Raw genomic sequence first — 20,513 nt, 5'->3', positions numbered from 1 at the left:
GGGCGTGTAATAAACGCCCATCATTGTGGATTTTCTATGAAACCTTTCACAACTTCCCTTTTAGGCTCAATGCCTCGTAGCCAAGCACTTTTGATGGCTCGTAAAAAGCACGCACTCGGCAAAATAACCACTACAGAGCTTGAGCAAATCGTTGTTCAAGAAACGAAACAAATTGTCGCACTTCAACAACGCACTGGCATTGATATCATCACTAGCGGTGAATTACTTCGCGACAATTACCTTTCTTTTATTGCACAAAAAATTCAAGGCGCGACCTTAATGAGCATGAGTGAAATGCTCGATCACATTAAAGAAAAGCAAGTTTTTGAATCGATGCTAGAAACCTTGGATGTTCCCGCACTTTCCATAAAAAATGCTATTTGCGTGGGAAAAATCAGCTACAAACAATCTTTAGTAGCAGATGAAATGTTGCTACTGAAAAATCTAACCAAGCAACCAATTAAAGCAACCTTGCCTGGGCCTTACTTAATGGCTCGCTCCATGTGGCTTTCGCCTGTGTCAGGGCAATATTATTCATCAAAAGAAGAAATGGCAAAAGATGTTGTTGCTATCTTAAAGCAAGAAATTGATCATTTGTGTGAGCTAGGCGTAAGCGTAGTTCAATTTGATGAGCCTGTTTTGACAGAAGTTATTTTTAGCCATCATCAAACACGTTCATTTATGTGTGCGGCGTTAAGCGAAAAACAAGATTTTGCAGCAGAGCTACAGTTTGCGAAAAGTTTAATTACTCAAATCTTTGAGTATGCAAGAAATAAAAATATCAAAACCGCATTACATGTATGCCGAGGCAACTGGAGCAAAGATGAAAGCGTATTACTGCGCGGGCCTTATACATCATTAGTAGATTTATTTGAATCGGCATTACCTGATATTTTAATGCTCGAATTTTCTACGCCAAGAGCGGGAGAATTAAGTTCGTTATTAGAAAGTGAAATCTTAAGACAAAAATGTATTTTAGGCTTAGGCGTCATCAATCCTCGTTCTGATGAAGTAGAAACCGTAGAACAGATTGTTCAGCGTGCAGAAAAAGCCTTAAATTACCTTCCACCAGAGCAAATTTGGCTAAATCCAGATTGTGGATTTGCCACTTTTTCTAACCGCCCTTTAAATGGATTTGACATTATTGAAGCCAAACTTAAGGTATTAAATGAAGCAAAATCAATATTGAGGGAACGTTATGTATAACGTACCTGAAAGTGAATGTTTTACCGCTAAATATCGAGCCGTATTACGCGGAGAAGAAATTAAATTATTCACACCGAATGACAGTATTTCGCTCTATTCACAAGTCAATTTCGATAACCAATCATTACAAAAAAGCGCGGTGGATTATTTCGCTGTTTCTATTTTAGGGGGCATTTTGAGCAGTGTAAAAGCGCATTTTGCTCAACAACGAGCCGATATTGTAGAAATGGAAGGAAAAATTTGGCTCAACCTCACCAATCCTTTAACCTTACTCGGCGTTCGCGGCTATAGTGAGCAGCCTGTCATTAATGACGGAAAAATTAAAATTTTTATCTCATCGGATTTAACCGATGATATCTTCACACAACTCACGCAAAACGCATTACGCTGTTGTTTTATTTACAACACGATAACCAAAGCCTTTCCTTTAAATATAGAATTTGAGCAAGTGCTTTGATTCTCATCAGGTCGTCCATCAAAATTTCAGACAAAAAAATTGCCCCATTAAGGGGCAATCTTATCAATGCTCTAAATTTACTTATAGCTTTAAGCAACGATTAAATATGTTGGTTAATGAAGTTAGCCAATTGAGTTTTTGGTAATGCACCAACTTGAGTTGCAACAACTTGACCATTTTTAATCAATAATAATGTTGGGATACTACGAACACCAAATTGTGCTGGTGTTGCTTGGTTGTCATCGACATTCATTTTCACGATTTTAACTTTACCAGCAAATTCAGGCGCAAGTTCATCTAACACTGGTGCAATCATTTTGCAAGGACCACACCAAGGTGCCCAAAAGTCTAATAAAACGGGGATATCTGAATTAACTACAACACTTTCAAAATCTGCGTCATTAATGTGTAATACTTCGCTCATTTTGTTTTCCTTATTTTGTGAATGGAATCCCTATATAAGGGCTTTTTTTAAACTTACAAGTGCGGTGCAGAATAACACCGTTTTAAAAAATGTAAACTAATCGTTTTAATTGCCAAAAGCTAAGACGGCAAAACAATATTTTCACACACTTTACCCGATTTCAATTTATAAACATTTGATAAAGTCACATCCGCAATATTGGTTAGTGCCTCTTCGGTTAAAAATGCTTGATGGCCTGTCAGCAATACATTATGGCAAGAAGATAAACGACGGAAAATATCATCTTGAATCACTTCGTTAGACTTATCTTCAAAGAATAAATCACGCTCATTCTCATAAACGTCCATACCTAACGCACCGATTTTACGCTGTTTTAACGCATCAATTGCAGCTTGAGTATCAATCAAAGAACCGCGACTCGTATTCACGATCATCACGCCATCTTTCATTTTGGCAAAAGCCTCGCGATTTAATAAATGATAGTTTTCTGGCGTTGCCGGGCAATGAAGCGTAATCACATGAGATTTAGCATAAAGTTCATCTAATTCAACATATTGTCCACCCAGTTCTTCTACCACTGGATTTTTGAAAGGATCGTACGCCAAGATATTCATGCCAAAACCTTTCAAAATGCGCATCACTGCGATCCCGATTTTTCCTGTTCCGATCACACCGACCGTGCGTCCGTGCATATTGAAACCAATTAATCCCTCAAGAGAGAAATTCGCTTCTCGGGTACGCTGATAAGCACGATGAATTCGACGGTTCAGTGTCATCATCAAACCAATGGTATGTTCTGCCACTGCTTCAGGCGAATAAGCTGGAACCCGTACAACTTGAATGCCCAATTCTTGAGCGGCTTTTAAATCAACATTATTGAAACCGGCACAGCGCAAAGCCACGATTTTCACACCAAGTGCGGCTAATTTTTCTAATACTTTTCTGCTACCATTATCATTCACGAAAATGCATACTACTTCGCAATGTTCTGCTAAACGTGCAGTGCTCTCGTTCAACATAAAATCAAAAAATTCTAAATCGAAATTATATTTCGCGTTAATGAGCTCAATATATTTTCTGTCATAACTTTTAGTGCTATAGATTGCAATCTTCATGGTTTGCTCCAATTATTTTAAGTTTGCAAAAGCCTGTAATAAGTCCGCTTTAATATCTTCTACATCTTCAATACCGACTGAAAAACGCAGCAAGGTATTAGTAATCCCACGAGCTACACGCTCAGATTCTGGAATATCCATATGAGTTTGAGTGGCAGGATAAGTAATAAAACTTTCTGTGCCGCCTAGACTTTCTGCAAAAGTAATCAATTTGATGGATTTTAAGAATGTATTAACCCAAGCTTCATCTTGCAAACGGAAAGACAACATCCCACCTTTATTTGGATAAAGCACTGATTCCACTTGTGGTTGAGCTTTTAAAAATTCCGCAATAGCTTGTGCATTTTCTTGATGGCGTTTCATACGCAAAGAAAGAGTTTTCATACCACGAATAGTTAGCCAAGAATCAAACGGTGAAAGCACCGCACCTGCACCATTTTGAATATAAGCAATGCGATCACAAAGTTCTTGCCCTTTTGCAACGATTAAACCAACAAGTGCATCATTATGACCAGCAATATATTTAGTCCCGCTGTGAATTACCACATCCGCACCTAAATCTAACGGACGAGAAAGCACAGGCGTTAGAAACGTATTATCCACGATCAACATCAAATTATATTTTTTCGCAAGTTTTGCAATTTCAACCACATCACATTCTTCCATTAAAGGATTTGATGGGGTTTCAATAAAAATCGCTTTTGTATTTGGGTTAATTGCCGCCTCAATTTCATAAGCAGATGCTGTATTGACATAAACAGGTTTTACACTATTGTTATTTTTATAAGAAAAATCTAATAGTCGATAAGTACCACCATACACATCGCTAGAAACGATCCATTCATCTGGTGCGGTGAAAAGCGTCATCAAAACTTGAATGGCAGCCATACCAGAAGAAAACGCAAAGCCACGATCTCCATTCTCTAATTTAGCTATCGTTTCTTCTAATACTGTACGAGTTGGGTTTTTGGTACGCGTGTAATCAAATCCCGTACTTTCACCGATACCATAATGACCATAAGCCGTAGAAAGAAAAATTGGTGTAGAAACCGCGCCCGTATGCTCATCACTGCGATTGCCTGCTTGAGCTAATAAAGTATCGATAGCATATTGTTGTGTCATAACATCCTCTAAAAATAATGAAAAAATCAACCGCACTTTATGTGCTAAAAAACGTTTAGCATTTTGGCACAAAGGAAAAAGTGATAAAAGTAGAAATTAGAAAATTACATAAAATTCCATTTTTCCATCATTTTCTGTGATTTATTTGAACAAAATGAACTTTTTTTAAACGGTTAGATAATTTTTTTAAATCTGTAATTGACACTTATCTGAATTTCCGTAAAATGCGCACCACTAACAGCGAATGCGGGAATAGCTCAGTTGGTAGAGCACGACCTTGCCAAGGTCGGGGTCGCGAGTTCGAGCCTCGTTTCCCGCTCCAATTCGTGGCGTGTTAGCAAAGCGGTTATGCACTGGATTGCAAATCCATGTAGCTCGGTTCGACTCCGGGACACGCCTCCATAATACGCAAATGTTAGTTGTCTATATGCCCGAGTGGTGGAATCGGTAGACACAAGGGATTTAAAATCCCTCGCCTTTCGAGGCGTGCCAGTTCAAGTCTGGCTTCGGGCACCATTTAAAAAATGATATCAGTGGGTCGTTAGCTCAGTCGGTAGAGCAGCGGACTTTTAATCCGTTGGTCGAAGGTTCGAATCCTTCACGACCCACCACTTAAAAATAAAGTAAGCACCGAAAGGTGTTTTTTTATTGTCTAAATTCTTGAAACTTATTATAAAAAATCCCCGACTCAAAGAATCAGGGACTTTTACAATCAAATGTATTTATTAATTAACGCTCATTCCAACGTTTAATAGACTCACGAATCACTTCTTTCGCTTCTTCTACATCGCCCCAATGAGTTACTTTCGTTGAGCCAGGTTTCTTAAGTGCTTTGTAGTTATTGAAATGGAACTCAATTTGTTTAATTAAGTTTGCCGGTAAATCTGCTAATGAATTGTAGGCATTTCCTGTATCACGATCATCTGCTGGAACACAAACGATTTTGTCATCCACTTCGCCATCATCAACAAATTTCATGACACCAATTACTTTAGCCTCAAGGAATACACCTGTTGCTAATGGTTGACGAGTGATTAATAACACATCTAACTCATCGCCATCTTCATCTAAAGTTTGTGGAATGAAACCATAATTAGTTGGTTTTGCAAAAATTGCTGGCTCAACACGATCTAATTGGAATGCTGCAACTTTACGATTCCATTCGATTTTATGGCAGCTACCTTCTGGAATTTCATTTACTACATTGATAATGCCAGCATCTACATCGCCTGGCGTTAAAATTTGATTAAAATCAGCCATTTTGTTTCCTTCATTTTATCAAGTTAAAAAACGCGACAAGTATAGCAGTTTTTCTGCTGACTCGCAGTCTCATTTGTAGAGAAAATCAGCAAATAAATTATTTCATAACTATTCATAATTTTGACCGCACTTTATCCTAAACAAAACTCACGCAAACGTTTACTTCTCATTTTTATGATGTAAAATAGCGCACCTTATTCACTTCAATTTTTCACTCAACTTTAAGGAACACTATGCCAACTTTAGAAAAAACATTTGAGCTCAAGCAACGTGGTTCAACTGTTCGTCAAGAAATTATCGCGGGTTTAACCACTTTCTTAGCAATGGTTTATTCTGTAATCGTGGTACCTAATATGCTAGGTGCTGCAGGTTTTCCTGCGGAATCTGTCTTTATTGCCACCTGTTTAGTTGCAGGGTTAGGCTCTATCTTAATCGGCTTATGGGCAAATGCACCAATGGCAATTGGTTGTGCAATTTCTCTTACAGCTTTTACAGCATTTAGCTTAGTGATTGGTCAAAAGGTCGCTATTCCTGTTGCCCTAGGCGCAGTATTCTTAATGGGGGTAGTGTTTACCTTAATTTCTGCCACAGGAATCCGTGCATGGATCTTACGTAATTTACCATCCAGTATTGCTCATGGAGCAGGCATTGGTATCGGATTATTTTTACTTTTAATTGCGGCAAACGGCGTTGGTTTAGTTGTTAGCAATCAAGCTGGCTTACCAGTAAAATTAGGCGATTTTACTTCATTCCCAGTCATGATGTCCTTAATTGGTTTAGCGTTAATTATTGGTCTTGAAAAAATGAAAATTAAAGGCGGTATTTTATGGGTAATTATAGCTATTACTATTGTCGGTTTAATTTTTGATCCAAATGTAAAATTTGGCGGAGAAATTTTCAAAATGCCAACTTTTGGCGAAAACTCTCTTTTCTTACAATTAGATTTTATGGGCGCACTACAACCTGCAATCTTGCCCGTGGTATTTGCTCTCGTGATGACCGCAGTATTTGACGCAACTGGTACAATTCGCGCAGTTGCAGGTCAAGCTAACTTGCTTGATAAGGATGGTCAAATTATCAATGGCGGTAAAGCTTTAACTTCAGACTCAATCAGTAGCTTATTCTCAGGTTTATTCGGTACAGCACCAGCTGCCGTTTATATTGAATCGGCAGCAGGAACAGCAGCAGGCGGTAAAACAGGTATTACTGCAATCGTTGTTGGTGTGTTATTCCTATTAATGCTTTTCTTCCAACCATTAGCTTTCTTAGTGCCAGGCTACGCAACTGCCCCAGCATTAATGTACGTTGGTTTATTAATGTTAAGCAATGTAAGCAAATTAGATTTCGATGATTTCGTTGGTGCGATGAGCGGATTAATCTGCGCAGTATTTATCGTGCTTACCGCCAACATCGTAACAGGTATTATGTTAGGTTTTGCGGCATTAGTGATTGGAAGAATCGTGAGCGGCGATATTAAACGCTTAAATGTAGGTACTGTGATTATTGCAATCGTACTCGTTGCATTCTATGCAGGCGGTTGGGCGATTTAGTAACAGAAATAAGAAAGGGAAAAACCCATCCCCTTAATTTTAATCACAAAAGTGCGGTAAAATTTTACCGCACTTTTTAGTGTGTACTACCAAGTATATCCAATACCTGCACTAACGCCAGCATCGCCAGTGGATGTTAATGAAGCATTAAATTTTACGCCTATTGCTCCTTTATCAGATAAGCGTGAATAGCCTACCGTGACCGCATTTTGACCTTTAAAGCTCCCTACGCTCGCCGAGATTGTCTTTGTTCCCGCAACAGAAGCCTGATATAACCCACCAATAGCCATTGCACCAGCAATACCTGCACGTAAATCTTTATCTATTTTCTGAACATTACGATTAAGCGATTGAATACTTTGGGTATTTGTTTGAACATTGCGATCAAGTTGTTGCATAGTTTGATCATTTTGATTTATCTTCCCAGAAATTTCTTTTTGAGCTTTTTCCAAAGCTTTCAACTGTGCCACATTTACCGCATCAGTATCTTCACGACCTGCGGCAACATTGGTAATTTGGCGAGTAATACCGTTATCGGCATCCCCTACAGAAACTGCCGCCGCCATAGATTGCCACGCACCAATTTTTTTACCAACTAGTTTTCTGTCCGCTTGAAGTTGATCTTGAGCATTTTTTAAAGCTTCTTTTTTTGCTTCATAATCATGGGCTTGCGCAGCATAATTAGTTTTTAACTGATTTTTAGTTTGCTCAAATTCTGCTTTTTTTGCTGTTAATTCAGTTTTTTTAGCATCATTTGTTTCTGTGTTTAACTTATTAGTAACCTCTACAAGATCAGCTTCGTTTTTATTCCATTTAACTAAAAGATCATTACGTTTTTCAACTTCCACACGCATTGCATCTTCTGCGGTTTTCACGTCCTGTTTATCGTTTGAAAGGTTTGCATAGGCTTTTTTCAGTTTCTCGGTTTCTTCTGGCGTATTCCCTACCAATAAATCATCAGGGCTCGTTTTTCCAAGAGGATCATAACCAAATACACCCGCATCAACGTTGGTTTTTGAATAACTCCCCAATGCAACCGCATCCGTTTTATCCGCAACTGTCAATTTGCCTAATGCTAACGATGATTCAGCGTTGGCAGCCGCAAATGTACCTAATGCCGTTGCATATCTTTTATTAGTCTTAGATTCTCTCCCTATTGCGATAGAAGAAAAACCCTTCGAAGTTGAAACTGTGCCTAATGCCATTGAGTAATCCCCGTGAGCTTCAGCCGCTTGTCCCAAGGCAAGATTATTAGCTCCAAACGATTTGGCTCGAACACCTATTGCCATTGAACGATCATATTTTTCTGTACTTTTGGGTGTCATAATTTCATATTCAGGCAAAATCTTTCTTCCTTGAGATGGATATCCCGAATTATTAACATCAGTTTGTGGTGCCCCAACATAGGCTAAATATCCTAATGCAAAAGAATTATTACTTCTAGCATCAAATTGTCCAACACGAGCTGACATTCCAAATACATAAGACTGATGACCAAATATTTTAGTGTTATATCCTATACCAACAGAACGATCTCCCGAAACGAAAGCATCTTCCCCTACAGCGATAGAACTTTTATTATTTGCCCGTGCATTAGAACCTATAGCAACAGTACGCTCTTCTAAAGCGTGGGAATTGCTACCTAGTGCTGTCGAGCTGCCTCCCTTAGCTTCAGAATTTAATCCCACAGCAACAGATATATTTCCTTTAGCTTGAGAATTATTACCTAAAGCAATAGATGTAGCTTCAAATTTCTTTTTTAAACTCTCTATTTCTGTTTTTAATTTTTGGACTTCAGCAGATTGATCGGTTGATGGATCTTGCGCAAAACTATTTGTTGAAAATAATAGAAGAGAAGAAAATGTTAAGGCAGGCAGATGATGTATAAGAAATTTCTTGAGTGCAATGTTTTGATTTAGATTTGAATAATGTAAAAATATTTTTGCTTATTCGTTTGTTTTTCCGCCAATTGGTATTCATATAGACTCCTTATTATGTTTGTTGATGTTTAATGGGGAATAAATGGGCATTATCCTACTCTTATAAGCGAGTAAAAGCAAAACTAAAAAACACAGTAAAATCTTACCGCACTTTTCCATAAAAATATTAATGATGACTTTATAATTTAATTTGTAGGAAATTTAATTTAACTATTTTGACCAAAGCATTCGATAATAGAAACAATAAAAGTGCGGTGAAATTTTACCGCACTTTTTTATACTTGGATTACTCTTTCTTCAATAAGAAAATACCGTGATCAGATAAATTGACATAGGCTTGTTTTAAATCGGCATTAAAATCTTCTGGCTTACAATTCACCAATAAATTCCGTCCAGCCCAGTTTGCGACCACTTCCCAATGGTTGCCCATATAGACCGCACTTTTAATCTCACAACGTTGAGCATCGCTGCCCTCTGCGGCAAGATAAATTGCTTCTGGGCGAATACCTACTAAGCATTCACCATCAGGTAAATTAAACTGTGCGGCATCTTTTAAAGGCACATGATAGCCATTAATATCCACCATACCATTTTCTAATTTTCCATCGAAAATACTGGATTCGCCCATAAAGTTTGCTAAGAACAAAGAATTTGGTCGTAAATAAAGTTCTTTCGCTGTCGCTTTTTGCATAATTTTACCTTTATGCATAACGATAACTTCATCAGATACCGCGAATGCCTCTGTTTGGTCGTGTGTCACATAAAGCGAAGTAATGCCTAAACGTTGTTGCAATTCACGGATTTTTTCACGCATTGAACGGCGTAAATTTGCATCCAAATTACTTAATGGTTCATCAAAAAGTAATACTTTTGGTTTTAACACTAACGCACGAGCCAATGCGACACGTTGTTGTTGCCCACCCGAAATTTGATCAACAAAACGATCTTCAAAGCCCGCTAAGTCCACCAATTCTAAAGCTTCTTTTACACGCTGAGCACGTTCTTCTTTGCCAATGCCTTGCATTTTTAAGCCGTAGCCCACGTTATCACCAATGCTCATATGCGGGAAAAGCGCATAAGATTGGAAGACAATACAAATATCTCGATTTTGAATAGATGATTTTGTTATGTCTTCTCCATCAATAAATATTTGACCTGATGTTGGATTTTCTAACCCCGCAACCAAACGCAATACGGTAGTTTTACCGCAACCTGATGGCCCTAACAATGTTACCATTGTGCCACGTTTGATCGTTAAATCTAAATTATCAATGACGACCGCTTTATCAAATGCTTTTGTGATATTTTTTAATACTAAGAAATCATTATTACTCATAATTTTTACCTACAACTTAACGAGTTAATTCATTTTTTTCGCTTTAGAACGAGAGATACGTGTATCACCTACAATCCAGTCGAAGAATAAAATAATTGCCATCATAACAACAATTAAGATTGAGCCGTATGCAATCGCAATGCCGTATTCTCCGTCTTCCACACGATTTAGAATATATGCGGTAGCAACGCGAGTATCTGCTGTCACTAAGAATATAATCGCACTTACCGTCGTCATTGCACGAACGAAACTGGTTACTAAAGCAGAAAGCAACGCAGGTTTTAATAACGGCAATACGATAAAGCACAATGTTTTCCACGAACTCCCTTTTAAAGAAAGCGATGCTTCATCAAGGGATTTATCAAGCTGTCCTAACCCTGCAATCGCTGCTCGCATACCAATAGGTAAATCACGCATTACCATTGAAATAATCACAATAATGCCCGTACCCGTAATATAAAGTGGCGCATTGTTGAACGCTAAAATATAAGATACCCCTGCCACAGTCCCCGGTACGGCAAAGCAAAGCATCGTTAAGAACTCAAGGGATTTTTTACCTTGGAAATCTTTACGCACCACAATGTACGCAATCAATAATCCCAAAAATGCGGTTAATGGTGCGGCAATACCTGCATAGATTAAGGTATTGATCAGTGATGGCCACGCCCCATCACTCAGTCCTTGCCCGAATAACATCGCATAGTTTTTCAAGGTTAAAGTGTAATCCACGCCCCAGTTTACAGTGAAACTTCCGTAGAAAATGCTACCGTAAAGTGCCATATTAAAGATTACCCAGAATCCAAGCATACCGATGATGGTATATTTCAAGCCGTTTGGCAGCTCTTGCACATCGCCACGATAAGATTTCCCCGAAACGGTGACATAAGAGCGGTTACCAATCCAAATGTATTGAATAATAAAAATCGCTAGAGAGAAAATTAATAATATTGAACCTAAGGTACTTGCTGATGCGTAATCTAATTGTGAACCCGCAATATAGAAATATATCTGTGTTGCAATCACATCAAAGCTACCACCCAATACCAATGGGTTACTAAAATCTGCAAGTGATTGGATAAATACAATTAAAAATGAGTTTGCCAATGCTGGGCGTAACAATGGGAAAATGATGTTATAGAAGGTTTGGTAGCGATTGGCTCGTAACGTATAAGAGGCTTCTTCAATTGAAGGATGTACCGATTTCAATGCACCATCTAAAATCATAAAAGAAATAGGCACAAATGCGAGAATTTGAGCAATCGCAATCCCATTAAAACCATACAACCAGTTATGATTGGTGAAACCAAAATTCGTACTTAAAAATTCGGTTACATAACCAGAACGGCCAAGCATTAAAGTTACCCCTAATCCCACAACAAATGGTGGTGTAACAATTGGCAAAATAGAGAAAATTTTTCCGATAAATGCCGTTCTACGAGCGATACGCGTGGTATAAAGCGCAAAGGCTAGACCAAATACAGTCGAAACTATGCCCACAAAGCCCGATAAGAAAAGCGAATTGGTAATTACTCGAACAATATAGCTCTGCGTTAAAATACGCATCACTTGTTGTGGCGCAAATGTGTCTCCGTCATAAAACATTGAAACGAAAATCGCCAATGTTGGATAAACGATAAAGAAGAAAATGAGCAAAATAATGCAAAGCAAAGAAGCGATGATAAATTTATCACCTTGCATCACTTTTAGTTTTGCCAATGAAAGTGTTGCTAATGCGGTATAGCCCACAAGTAACACAATTACAGAATAGCCCATGCTGATTTTGTACACCGTCGCACTGATAAACATAAACAGTACAGAAAGTGCGGTCAAAAATAGCTCTGTTTTTGCTTGGGTTTGCTGTGGCAATCTAAATAACGGCAAAGCACCATACACAATAACAGGCAGGAACCAAGCCCAAGTTAAATTGAAAGAAGCCCAGCCCATTGCCTCTAAATATTCATCTGAAGTACTTTCAAACAAACCGTAATCAAGTGCATTGGAAGGCAGAAGTGCAAACGCTAACAAGGATAAAATAATCCAAAAATAAGCAGAATGCATTATGGAAAGTTTTTTTGCGTTCATACAACCTCGCAGGAACTAACTAGAACATAGTGATACAAATATCAAAATAGCATGGCGGACTTTAGTCCGCCACCAATAATAAAAATGACACTGCAATGACGTATTCAAAACCGTCTCACAATTATCATTTAATAATTATTTCGCCAATTTAATTTCTTGTACCCATTTTTCAATTAAGGCTTTACGTTGTTCTGTTGCACCGTATTTTTCAAAGTCATAATTGATTAATTTGAGTTTATTTGGATCAAATGCAGTTGGTGATTGTTCTGCGGTCGTGTTAGTTAAGATTTGTAAAGAATCCCCTTGTTTCCAAGCTAATTCTTGGCCTTCTTTTGATAAAGCCCAATCGACGAATAATTTTGCATTATCAATATTACGCGCACCTTTTAAGATACTCACACCACCTAACTCATAACCAGTTCCTTCGCAAGGTACGACTAATTCTAACGGCGCACCATTGCGTTTTTCTAATGCATAATCATGTAAGAAACCCACACCAATTGTCGCTTCACCGCGCGCAGAGTTACGTGATGGCGTGATACCAGATTTGGTATATTGAGACACATTAGGATGTAATGCTTTTAGGAAATCGAATGCCTCTTTTTCCCCCCATAATTGAACAAAAGTTGCCAATGCTGTGTAAGCTGTACCCGCACTTTGAGGGTCTGCAATTTGAACTTCGCCTTTTAAGCGTGGATCTGTTAGGTCTTTCCAACATTTTGGTACTTCTTTAATACCTAATTTAGCTAAACGCTCGGTATTCACACCAAAGCCTAAGATTCCCATGTAGATAGATGATACATAATGGCCTTTAGTTTTCGCAGGATCGCGGAAACGTTCAACGATTTCATCAATGTGTTTAGATTTATAAGGCTCAATTAACCCTAATTCAGCCGCTTGTGCTTGAGGGTCAAAGGTACCACCAAACCAAACATCCGCTTGAGGATTATTTTTTTCAGCTTCAACTTTGGCAAAAGTACTGCCTGAACCATTACGAATAAAGGATGTTTTCACATCATATTTTTCACCAAATGCCTTCGTTGTTGCTTCGCATAGCGCATTTGTTGCACTACAATACACTACCAATCTACCCTTTGCACTAGCCGAACCAGAAATTGCTAAGCCAGCCGCTAAAAGTGTGGCAGAAACAGAAAGAGAAATCTTGTTGAATTTCATAATAAATACTCCTTATTGGATAGAATGTTTGAATCCTACTCGAAAAGAGGAAGTAATACCGTGATGAAGTTCACAGTTTTAGAAATTATCAGAAAAAAATAAACGTGAAATTCACTGCACTTTTCTTTATAATTCATCAAATTTTTCTATACCTCGCAAAACTATGTCAGATTCTTGTATCATAATCGCCATCACTGGCGCATCCGCATCAGGAAAAAGTTCTATCGCCTCTACCGTTCACAAAGAACTCTGTAATGAATTAGGCTGCCAAGAAATTGGTATTATTGCAGAAGACAGTTACTACAAAGATCAAAGCCATTTAGAAATGAGCGAACGTATAAAAACAAATTACGACCATCCAAGCTCAATGGATCGAGATTTGCTCATTCAACATTTAAAAGATTTAAAATCAGGAAAAGCAGTTGATGTACCTGTTTATAGCTATGTTGATCATACTCGTACGGGTGAAACCACAACATTTACACCAAAACGTATTGTGATTTTAGAAGGGATTTTACTGCTTACTGATGAACGCGTTCGTCAACTTGCGGATATTTCCGTATTCGTGGACACACCATTAGACATTTGTTTTATTCGTCGTTTACAACGCGATATGGAAGAACGTGGTCGTTCCCTACAATCGGTTATTGATCAATATCGTGCAACCGTGCGCCCAATGTTCTTACAATTTATTGAGCCTTCTAAACAATATGCGGATATTGTTATTCCTCGTGGTGGTAAAAACCGTATTGCAATCAATATGTTAAAAGCTCAAATCCTTCATTTATTGAATCAAAAATAGGAAATCTTATGCGTCTTTGCGATACTGATATTGAACGCTATCTCGATGATGGCATTATTTCTTTAACTCCTCGTCCAAGTAATGACAAAATCAACGGTGCAACAATTGATGTTCGCTTGGGTAATTCTTTCCGCGTATTTCGTGAGCACTCGGCGCCTTTCATTGATTTAAGCGGCCCGAAAGAAGAAGTGTCCGCCCAGCTTGAATCCGTAATGAGTGATGAAATTATTGTGCCTGAAGGCGAAGCATTTTTCTTACATCCAGGTACTTTAGCATTAGCAACTACACTTGAATCAGTGAAATTACCTGCCAATATTATCGGTTGGTTAGACGGTCGATCTTCTTTAGCGCGTTTAGGCTTAATGGTACACGTCACGGCACACCGTATTGATCCAGGTTGGGAAGGAAAAATCGTATTGGAATTTTATAATTCAGGGAAATTACCATTAGCATTACGTCCAAATATGGTGATTGGTGCATTGAGCTTTGAAATATTAAGTGGCGAAGCGAAACGACCATATAGTAGCCGCAAAGATGCAAAATATAAAAATCAACAAAGTGCGGTTGCGAGTCGAATTGACGAAGACAAGGAATAATCGATGAAAAAGTTCGCGCTTGGCGTAGGGATCGTCGCTTTGGCGATCTTTTCTTTTTTGTATATCCAACTTTATCGAGTACAAAGTTTCATAGGTGAACAACTAGCACAACAAAATATTGCGGTTCAATCAGTCAATTTATCTCTATTTCCCCCCGCACTTTCTCTTAAAAATATAAAAACTACGCAATTTTCAGTTCAAAAACTTGAAGCTAAACTTAATTTTTTGCCTCTTTTTTATGTCAACGCAAAACTTCACTCACTTAATCTTCAACAAATCACTCTAAATCAAAACGCACAAAACAGCGCAAATATCTCAATGGATTTAGCGCCGTTTTCCTTAAATCAACTTTTATCCCAAAAAGTAATGTTGAAGGGTGAAAACCATATTCGTATTGAATTTGATAAACCTATATATGAAAATAAAACATTCAATTTTACTTTCAACAAAGCAAATTTAGATTTTTCAAACCCGAAATCAGTTCTGATTCAATTTGTTGATGCAAGCTTAAATAACCAGCCTCTTGGTTATATAGAAACCCACGCAGATTTTACGTCCCCACGCCAACAAATGGTAACTTATATAAAACCACAGTGTGATAACGATTGTTTAGCCATATTGAAATATCAACAAATAGACAATCAAAGTGCGGTAAATTTTTCAGGCAAATATTTCCCGGTTAAACGCTTATTCGCACTATTAAATTTGCCAGAAGTGTTAAGTGGACACACAGATTTTAATATTGATTTCACATTTTTACATTCGCAACTTATTCAAGGAAAGTTAAATATCCTCGCTCAAAATGGCGAAATTCTTGGCGTAAATTTATTGGATATGGTCAGTCAATATTTCCCTATCAATTACAACGGTGATCTGTTACAAAACAAAGAATTAAACACTCGCTTTGAACAATTTTACTTACAATTATTCCTCCAACAAAATCAACTTATTGCTGAAAAAATTGAATTAAAAACACCCACACTTTTGGGACAAGGGAAAGGCATCATTGATTTAAACCGAATGGAATGCAATGTGGATATCAATTTACATTCTACCGATCAACGCTATCAAAATTTAACACTACCAATCAATTTTTTTGGTAACTGCAGTTCACCACAATATAAAATTAATTTTACGAAGAAATTCCGCCATCAATTAATTGATGCGATTAAAGAAAAGTTACGTTAATGTCGTTATATTTAAAAGCTGAAAAAATCCAATCATGGCGCGTGCTTATTATGGCTTGCGCAGGATTTATTTTTAATACTACAGAATTCGTGCCCGTTGCAATGTTAAGTGACATTGCACAAAGTTTTAATATGCAAACTGCCGATACTGGTTTAATGATGACAGTTTATGCTTGGACGGTGCTAATTATGTCTTTACCAGCCATGCTTGCCACAGGCAACATGGAACGTAAAAGTCTGCTTATTAAGCTGTTCATTATATTTATTGTTGGACATATATTATCGGTCATTGCATGGAATTTCTGGATATTACTTATCGCTCGAATGTGTATTGCATTAGCACATTCGGTGTTTTGGTCAATTACTGCCTCACTTGTGATGCGCATAGCACCTAAACACAAGAAAACTCAAGCATTAGGAATGCTCGCTATTGGCACCGCACTGGCCACCATCTTAGGCTTACCGATTGGACGAATTGTCGGACAGCTCGTCGGTTGGCGAGTCACTTTTGGCATTATTGCGGTACTGGCATTATCCATCATGTTTTTAATTATTCGATTATTGCCAAATTTACCCAGTAAAAATGCAGGCTCTATTGCAAGTTTACCCTTGCTTGCGAAACGCCCCTTATTACTTTGGCTTTATGTAACAACGGCAATCGTCATTTCAGCACACTTTACCGCTTATACTTATATCGAACCATTCATGATTGATGTCGGGCACTTGGATCCAAATTTTGCCACGGCTGTATTATTAATTTTTGGTTTCTCAGGTATTGCCGCAAGTCTATTATTTAACAGATTCTACCGACTTGCTCCTACAAAATTTATTGTTGTTTCGATGAGTTTATTGATGTTCTCTCTCCTGTTACTCCTCTTCTCTACCGAAACAATAATAGCAATGTTCAGTCTTGTATTTATTTGGGGGATTGGCATTTCTTGTATCGGGCTATCCCTACAAATGCGCGTACTAAAACTTGCGCCAGATGCAACCGATGTTGCCACGGCTATTTACTCGGGCATTTTCAATGCAGGAATTGGAGCTGGCGCATTATTTGGAAATCTTGCGACAACCTATTTAGGATTAAACGAAATTGGTTATACGGGCGCTACATTAGGTTTAATCGGTTTCATCATTTTTATTACAACGCACTTAAAATATCGCCATACATTTCTTCTGCAAAACAAATAAAAAAATAACCACACTTTAGTTCTCTAAAAAGAGTTTTAAAAGTGCGGTTAAATCTTTCTAAGTTTTATCTATCTTGAATTTAACGTTTCGCTTTCTTAATAAACTTCATCAAACGTTTACGTTTACGCAGTTGGTTCGGGGTAAGTTTATTTTTACGCCCCGCAAATGGATTCGAACCTTCTTGGAAAAGAAGACGAATCGGTGAACCAATAATTTTTAAGCTCTTACGATAATAATTAGATAAATAACGTTTATAAGAATCTGGTAGTTTATCCATTTGGTTACCGTGAACCACAATAATCGGTGGGTTGTAACCACCTGGATGAGCATATTTCAATTTAATTCGACGACCGCCAATCATCGGTGGTTGGTGCTCATCGGTTGCCATTTGCAAAATACGAGTTAAAAGCGAGGTCGTCATTTTTTGAGTCGCACAAGCATAGGCTTCTTTAATCGAATCAAAAAGATTGCCCACACCACTACCGTGCAATGCAGAAATAAAATGCACACGAGCAAAATCAATAAAATCTAAACGACGATCAAGTTCAGATTTAACGCGGTCTTTCACATTTTGATCTAAACCATCCCATTTATTCACAACGATCACTAAAGAACGGCCTGCATTTAAAATAAAGCCGAGCAAAGATAAATCCTGATCAGAAATGTTCTCTCTCGCGTCAATAGTCAATAACACAACATTAGCATCTTGAATCGCTTGTAAGGTTTTAATCACGGAGAATTTTTCAACAGCCAAATGCACCTTACCGCGTTTACGCACACCAGCCGTATCAATCAACGTATATTTCTGTCCATCACGCTCCATTGGGATATAAATACTGTCGCGAGTCGTGCCTGGCATATCGTAAACCACGACACGATCTTCACCTAAAATACGATTGGTTAAAGTGGATTTACCGACGTTTGGACGACCAACAATAGCAATCTTAATATTTTTATCTTGCTCTTCTTCTGATTCTTCTAACGCCTCATCAAGCAATGCCGTATCTTCTTCTGAATCAAAATCGAATTCTTGTTCCCATTCGTCTTGTTCTTCCTCAGAAGTGCGGTCATTTTCATCAGAGTTTTCCATTTGTTCCGCAAAAGGCGCAAGCACTTGTTCCATTAACTGAGTGACACCACGGCCTTGTGAGGCAGCGATTTGCTCAATTTCCCCTAAACCTAACTGATAAAATTCAGCACAATGAGAATCCGCATCGATACCATCGGTTTTATTGGCCACCACAATCGTCGTTTTGTTTTGACGTTGACGTAAGTAATTAGCAATACCAATATCAGCTGCCGTTAAACCCGCTCTAGCATCTACAAGAAAAAGAACAATATCGGCTTCATCAATCGCAAGCAAAGATTGCTCCGCCATTTTTTCTTCTACGCCCTCTTCGGTTCCATCAATACCGCCAGTATCAATAACAATAAACTCATAACCAGCAATATGAGCATGGCCGTATTTTCTATCACGAGTTAGACCAGGAAAATCAGCGACTAACGCATCTCTTGTACGAGTAAGGCGATTAAATAATGTGGATTTTCCCACATTCGGGCGACCTACAAGGGCCACAACTGGAGTTGCCATAAAAAATCTCTTATTTTGTCAAAAATTACGGCCATTATATCGGAAGTTAAAGGATTGGTAAAAAATGATTTCATAAAGAAAATAAAAAGCCACAGGATACAATCCTATGGCTTTCTAAACACTGTTTATTTATCTATAACCTAACATTATAATAATCTCGCTTTCAAGTCACAACCTTGAAAGCGAGTGTTGCGCTTTTTCGCAACGTTTGAAGAGGATAAGAAAATGATTAAACTCATTATCCTTGTCGTACTACTATTATTAGTGAGTTTACCGACTTACTAATAACACAACATACTAGGGAGTGACAGCTCCCTAATTCTTCAGATCTTAAAAGTTTACTTTATTTTTGTCAAGGATGAAGCAAATTTCAGATACAAAAAAAGCACCATTAGGTGCTATCTTTATTTGTCTTAATTGGCGGAATGGACGGGACTCGAACCCGCGACCCCCTGCGTGACAGGCAGGTATTCTAACCAGCTGAACTACCACTCCGAGATAAGATATTAATTTTAAATTGGCGGAATGGACGGGACTCGAACCCGCGACCCCCTGCGTGACAGGCAGGTATTCTAACCAGCTGAACTACCACTCCGCTAAGTGGTGCGTATCATAATGACGAACATAAATCTCGTCAATCTTTTTTTATTAAATTTTACTTACCTGCTTAAATTCCAAACGATTAATGCATATTATCATTGCCAAAGCGTTTATCCCAAAGACAATTATTTCCACTTTTTTTATTAATCATCTTTAATAATTCTAAATGCGCTTGTAGCTCATCATCAGTAGGTTGAAGTAATTTTAAATTGTGCGCAAAATCCACCGCACTTTTTATTTCTTCCGCCGATTTTTCTTGCACAACATGGATAACTTCAGACTCAACAGATTCTTCTTCATCGAATAAATTTGTTTGTCCCCCAGTCATCATCAAATAAACATCCGCCAAGATCTCGGCATCCAGTAACGCACCGTGCAAAGTACGTTTGCTATTATCAATACCTAAACGATCACAAAGTGCGTCCAAATTATTACGTTTTCCAGGATACATCTGACGCGCCATTTGCAAAGTATCTGTCACTAGACAAATATCGTTAGTTTTCACATTGAGGTTAAGTTTACGAAATTCATAATCCATAAATCCAACGTCAAAGGGTGCATTGTGAATAAGCAATTCCGCACCATTAATATAATCCAAAAAATCTTGGGCAACCTCTTTGAATTCAGGTTTATCCGCTAACATTTCATCAGTAATACCATGAACTTTAATCGCATCAGGATCAACTGGGCGATCTGGTTTAATGTAAATATGGAAATTATTACCTGTGTAACGACGATTTATTAATTCAACTGCACCAATTTCAATAATGCAGTGTCCTTCATAATGTGCACCAAGCTGATTCATACCTGTAGTTTCAGTATCTAACACAATTTGGCGATTGGGATTAATCATTTGTTCAACCTATCTCTTTCCATTA

At 38.0% G+C, this 20,513-nt stretch carries 18 protein-coding genes and 6 tRNA genes; 12 read left to right on the top strand and 12 right to left on the bottom strand.

The window, feature by feature from the left end:
• The first annotated feature begins 36 nt into the window (after positions 1-36).
• Both DV427_RS06060 and DV427_RS06055 read left to right on the top strand, forming a co-directional pair.
• Positions 37-1,206 carry a cobalamin-independent methionine synthase II family protein gene (locus tag DV427_RS06060; RefSeq protein WP_114891650.1) on the top strand — a complete coding sequence of 390 codons (1,170 nt, stop codon included), beginning with the start codon at positions 37-39 and terminating at the stop codon, positions 1,204-1,206.
• Positions 1,199-1,663 (top strand): peroxiredoxin, encoded by a 465-nt coding sequence (locus DV427_RS06055; RefSeq protein WP_114891649.1) that lies wholly within the window; start codon positions 1,199-1,201, stop codon positions 1,661-1,663. The genes DV427_RS06060 and DV427_RS06055 overlap by 8 nt, the downstream gene beginning before the upstream one ends.
• Before the next feature lie 100 nt (positions 1,664-1,763).
• Here the strand turns inward: DV427_RS06055 and trxA are convergent, their stop codons facing one another.
• The 3 genes from trxA to DV427_RS06040 all read right to left on the bottom strand — a co-directional run bounded on the left by trxA (position 1,764) and on the right by DV427_RS06040 (position 4,324).
• Positions 1,764-2,087 carry a thioredoxin gene (trxA, locus tag DV427_RS06050; protein WP_005627940.1) on the bottom strand — a complete coding sequence of 108 codons (324 nt, stop codon included), beginning with the start codon at positions 2,085-2,087 and terminating at the stop codon, positions 1,764-1,766.
• A gap of 119 nt (positions 2,088-2,206) precedes the next feature.
• Positions 2,207-3,202: a 2-hydroxyacid dehydrogenase gene (locus DV427_RS06045; RefSeq protein WP_005634049.1), complete on the bottom strand. Its 996-nt coding sequence runs from the start codon at positions 3,200-3,202 to the stop codon at positions 2,207-2,209.
• 12 nt (positions 3,203-3,214) lie between these two features.
• Positions 3,215-4,324 (bottom strand): methionine biosynthesis PLP-dependent protein, encoded by a 1,110-nt coding sequence (locus DV427_RS06040; RefSeq protein WP_162790272.1) that lies wholly within the window; start codon positions 4,322-4,324, stop codon positions 3,215-3,217.
• A 246-nt stretch (positions 4,325-4,570) separates the two neighbouring features.
• Here DV427_RS06040 and DV427_RS06035 point away from each other — a divergent pair.
• The 4 genes from DV427_RS06035 to DV427_RS06020 all read left to right on the top strand — a co-directional run bounded on the left by DV427_RS06035 (position 4,571) and on the right by DV427_RS06020 (position 4,935).
• Positions 4,571-4,646: transfer RNA gene (locus DV427_RS06035), tRNA-Gly, on the top strand.
• A 6-nt stretch (positions 4,647-4,652) separates the two neighbouring features.
• Positions 4,653-4,726: transfer RNA gene (locus tag DV427_RS06030), tRNA-Cys, on the top strand.
• Between the two features lie 27 nt (positions 4,727-4,753).
• A tRNA-Leu gene (locus DV427_RS06025) sits at positions 4,754-4,840 on the top strand.
• Between the two features lie 19 nt (positions 4,841-4,859).
• Positions 4,860-4,935, top strand: a tRNA-Lys gene (locus tag DV427_RS06020).
• A gap of 118 nt (positions 4,936-5,053) precedes the next feature.
• Here the strand turns inward: DV427_RS06020 and DV427_RS06015 are convergent.
• Positions 5,054-5,584 carry an inorganic diphosphatase gene (locus DV427_RS06015; protein WP_005630160.1) on the bottom strand — a complete coding sequence of 177 codons (531 nt, stop codon included), beginning with the start codon at positions 5,582-5,584 and terminating at the stop codon, positions 5,054-5,056.
• A gap of 233 nt (positions 5,585-5,817) precedes the next feature.
• On the opposite strand from DV427_RS06015, the gene DV427_RS06010 reads away from it, so the two are divergent.
• On the top strand, positions 5,818-7,134 hold the full coding sequence (locus DV427_RS06010; protein ID WP_114891647.1) for an NCS2 family permease: 1,317 nt from the start codon (positions 5,818-5,820) through the stop codon (positions 7,132-7,134).
• An 86-nt stretch (positions 7,135-7,220) separates the two neighbouring features.
• On the opposite strand, the gene DV427_RS06005 is transcribed toward DV427_RS06010, so the two are convergent.
• The 4 genes from DV427_RS06005 to DV427_RS05990 form a co-directional block, all read right to left on the bottom strand.
• Positions 7,221-8,822, bottom strand: a complete 1,602-nt coding sequence (locus tag DV427_RS06005; protein WP_114891646.1) for a YadA-like family protein — start codon at positions 8,820-8,822, stop codon at positions 7,221-7,223.
• Positions 8,823-9,360: 538 nt separating this feature from the next.
• Positions 9,361-10,410, bottom strand: coding sequence for a ferric ABC transporter ATP-binding protein (gene fbpC, locus DV427_RS06000; protein WP_114891645.1), 1,050 nt, complete (start codon positions 10,408-10,410; stop codon positions 9,361-9,363).
• 24 nt (positions 10,411-10,434) lie between these two features.
• Positions 10,435-12,492, bottom strand: a complete 2,058-nt coding sequence (locus tag DV427_RS05995; RefSeq protein WP_162790271.1) for an ABC transporter permease — start codon at positions 12,490-12,492, stop codon at positions 10,435-10,437.
• Positions 12,493-12,627: 135 nt separating this feature from the next.
• Positions 12,628-13,668 carry an ABC transporter substrate-binding protein gene (locus DV427_RS05990; protein ID WP_114891644.1) on the bottom strand — a complete coding sequence of 347 codons (1,041 nt, stop codon included), beginning with the start codon at positions 13,666-13,668 and terminating at the stop codon, positions 12,628-12,630.
• Between the two features lie 163 nt (positions 13,669-13,831).
• On the opposite strand from DV427_RS05990, the gene udk reads away from it, so the two are divergent.
• Genes udk through DV427_RS05970 form a run of 4 tightly spaced genes read left to right on the top strand, consistent with a single transcriptional unit; the run spans position 13,832 to position 17,444 of the window.
• Positions 13,832-14,470 carry a uridine kinase gene (udk, locus tag DV427_RS05985; RefSeq protein WP_114891643.1) on the top strand — a complete coding sequence of 213 codons (639 nt, stop codon included), beginning with the start codon at positions 13,832-13,834 and terminating at the stop codon, positions 14,468-14,470.
• Positions 14,471-14,478: 8 nt separating this feature from the next.
• Positions 14,479-15,066, top strand: coding sequence for a dCTP deaminase (gene dcd, locus DV427_RS05980; RefSeq protein ID WP_005627962.1), 588 nt, complete (start codon positions 14,479-14,481; stop codon positions 15,064-15,066).
• 3 nt (positions 15,067-15,069) lie between these two features.
• The gene (locus DV427_RS05975; protein ID WP_114891642.1) at positions 15,070-16,254 is read left to right on the top strand and encodes a hypothetical protein; all 1,185 of its coding nucleotides are present in this window, start codon (positions 15,070-15,072) and stop codon (positions 16,252-16,254) included.
• A complete protein-coding gene (locus DV427_RS05970) occupies positions 16,254-17,444 on the top strand; it encodes a sugar transporter (RefSeq protein ID WP_114891641.1) in 1,191 nt (396 codons plus the stop codon). Before DV427_RS05975 ends, DV427_RS05970 begins: the two co-directional genes overlap by 1 nt.
• A 79-nt stretch (positions 17,445-17,523) precedes the next feature.
• Here DV427_RS05970 and der read toward each other — a convergent pair whose 3' ends face one another.
• The gene (der, locus tag DV427_RS05965) at positions 17,524-19,035 is read right to left on the bottom strand and encodes a ribosome biogenesis GTPase Der (protein ID WP_114891640.1); all 1,512 of its coding nucleotides are present in this window, start codon (positions 19,033-19,035) and stop codon (positions 17,524-17,526) included.
• Between the two features lie 225 nt (positions 19,036-19,260).
• Between der and DV427_RS09680 the strand changes: the two genes are divergently transcribed.
• Positions 19,261-19,320 carry a hypothetical protein gene (locus DV427_RS09680; RefSeq protein ID WP_371316042.1) on the top strand — a complete coding sequence of 20 codons (60 nt, stop codon included), beginning with the start codon at positions 19,261-19,263 and terminating at the stop codon, positions 19,318-19,320.
• Between the two features lie 133 nt (positions 19,321-19,453).
• Here DV427_RS09680 and DV427_RS05960 read toward each other — a convergent pair.
• The 3 genes from DV427_RS05960 to dnaQ all read right to left on the bottom strand — a co-directional run bounded on the left by DV427_RS05960 (position 19,454) and on the right by dnaQ (position 20,488).
• Positions 19,454-19,530: transfer RNA gene (locus tag DV427_RS05960), tRNA-Asp, on the bottom strand.
• Between the two features lie 23 nt (positions 19,531-19,553).
• Positions 19,554-19,630: transfer RNA gene (locus DV427_RS05955), tRNA-Asp, on the bottom strand.
• Positions 19,631-19,717: 87 nt separating this feature from the next.
• On the bottom strand, positions 19,718-20,488 hold the full coding sequence (dnaQ, locus tag DV427_RS05950) for a DNA polymerase III subunit epsilon (RefSeq protein ID WP_114891639.1): 771 nt from the start codon (positions 20,486-20,488) through the stop codon (positions 19,718-19,720).
• Positions 20,489-20,513 lie beyond the last annotated feature (25 nt).

The sequence above is a fragment of the Haemophilus haemolyticus genome (assembly GCF_003351405.1).
Taxonomy (GTDB): Bacteria; Pseudomonadota; Gammaproteobacteria; order Enterobacterales; family Pasteurellaceae; genus Haemophilus; species Haemophilus haemolyticus_N.
This window is presented reverse-complemented; position numbering and strand designations above follow the sequence as displayed.

What these genes read in the sequence shown, in the direction of transcription:
- udk (WP_114891643.1), top strand. Translation starts at nt 13,832, where the DNA reads ATGTCAGATTCTTGTATCATAATCGCCATCACTGGCGCATCCGCATCA.
- DV427_RS05995 (WP_162790271.1), bottom strand. Translation starts at nt 12,492, where the DNA reads ATGAACGCAAAAAAACTTTCCATAATGCATTCTGCTTATTTTTGGATT.
- DV427_RS06045 (WP_005634049.1), bottom strand. Translation starts at nt 3,202, where the DNA reads ATGAAGATTGCAATCTATAGCACTAAAAGTTATGACAGAAAATATATT.
- DV427_RS06055 (WP_114891649.1), top strand. Translation starts at nt 1,199, where the DNA reads ATGTATAACGTACCTGAAAGTGAATGTTTTACCGCTAAATATCGAGCC.
- DV427_RS05970 (WP_114891641.1), top strand. Translation starts at nt 16,254, where the DNA reads ATGTCGTTATATTTAAAAGCTGAAAAAATCCAATCATGGCGCGTGCTT.
- trxA (WP_005627940.1), bottom strand. Translation starts at nt 2,087, where the DNA reads ATGAGCGAAGTATTACACATTAATGACGCAGATTTTGAAAGTGTTGTA.
- fbpC (WP_114891645.1), bottom strand. Translation starts at nt 10,410, where the DNA reads ATGAGTAATAATGATTTCTTAGTATTAAAAAATATCACAAAAGCATTT.
- DV427_RS06010 (WP_114891647.1), top strand. Translation starts at nt 5,818, where the DNA reads ATGCCAACTTTAGAAAAAACATTTGAGCTCAAGCAACGTGGTTCAACT.
- DV427_RS06015 (WP_005630160.1), bottom strand. Translation starts at nt 5,584, where the DNA reads ATGGCTGATTTTAATCAAATTTTAACGCCAGGCGATGTAGATGCTGGC.
- dcd (WP_005627962.1), top strand. Translation starts at nt 14,479, where the DNA reads ATGCGTCTTTGCGATACTGATATTGAACGCTATCTCGATGATGGCATT.
- dnaQ (WP_114891639.1), bottom strand. Translation starts at nt 20,488, where the DNA reads ATGATTAATCCCAATCGCCAAATTGTGTTAGATACTGAAACTACAGGT.
- DV427_RS06060 (WP_114891650.1), top strand. Translation starts at nt 37, where the DNA reads ATGAAACCTTTCACAACTTCCCTTTTAGGCTCAATGCCTCGTAGCCAA.
- der (WP_114891640.1), bottom strand. Translation starts at nt 19,035, where the DNA reads ATGGCAACTCCAGTTGTGGCCCTTGTAGGTCGCCCGAATGTGGGAAAA.
- DV427_RS05990 (WP_114891644.1), bottom strand. Translation starts at nt 13,668, where the DNA reads ATGAAATTCAACAAGATTTCTCTTTCTGTTTCTGCCACACTTTTAGCG.
- DV427_RS05975 (WP_114891642.1), top strand. Translation starts at nt 15,070, where the DNA reads ATGAAAAAGTTCGCGCTTGGCGTAGGGATCGTCGCTTTGGCGATCTTT.
- DV427_RS06040 (WP_162790272.1), bottom strand. Translation starts at nt 4,324, where the DNA reads ATGACACAACAATATGCTATCGATACTTTATTAGCTCAAGCAGGCAAT.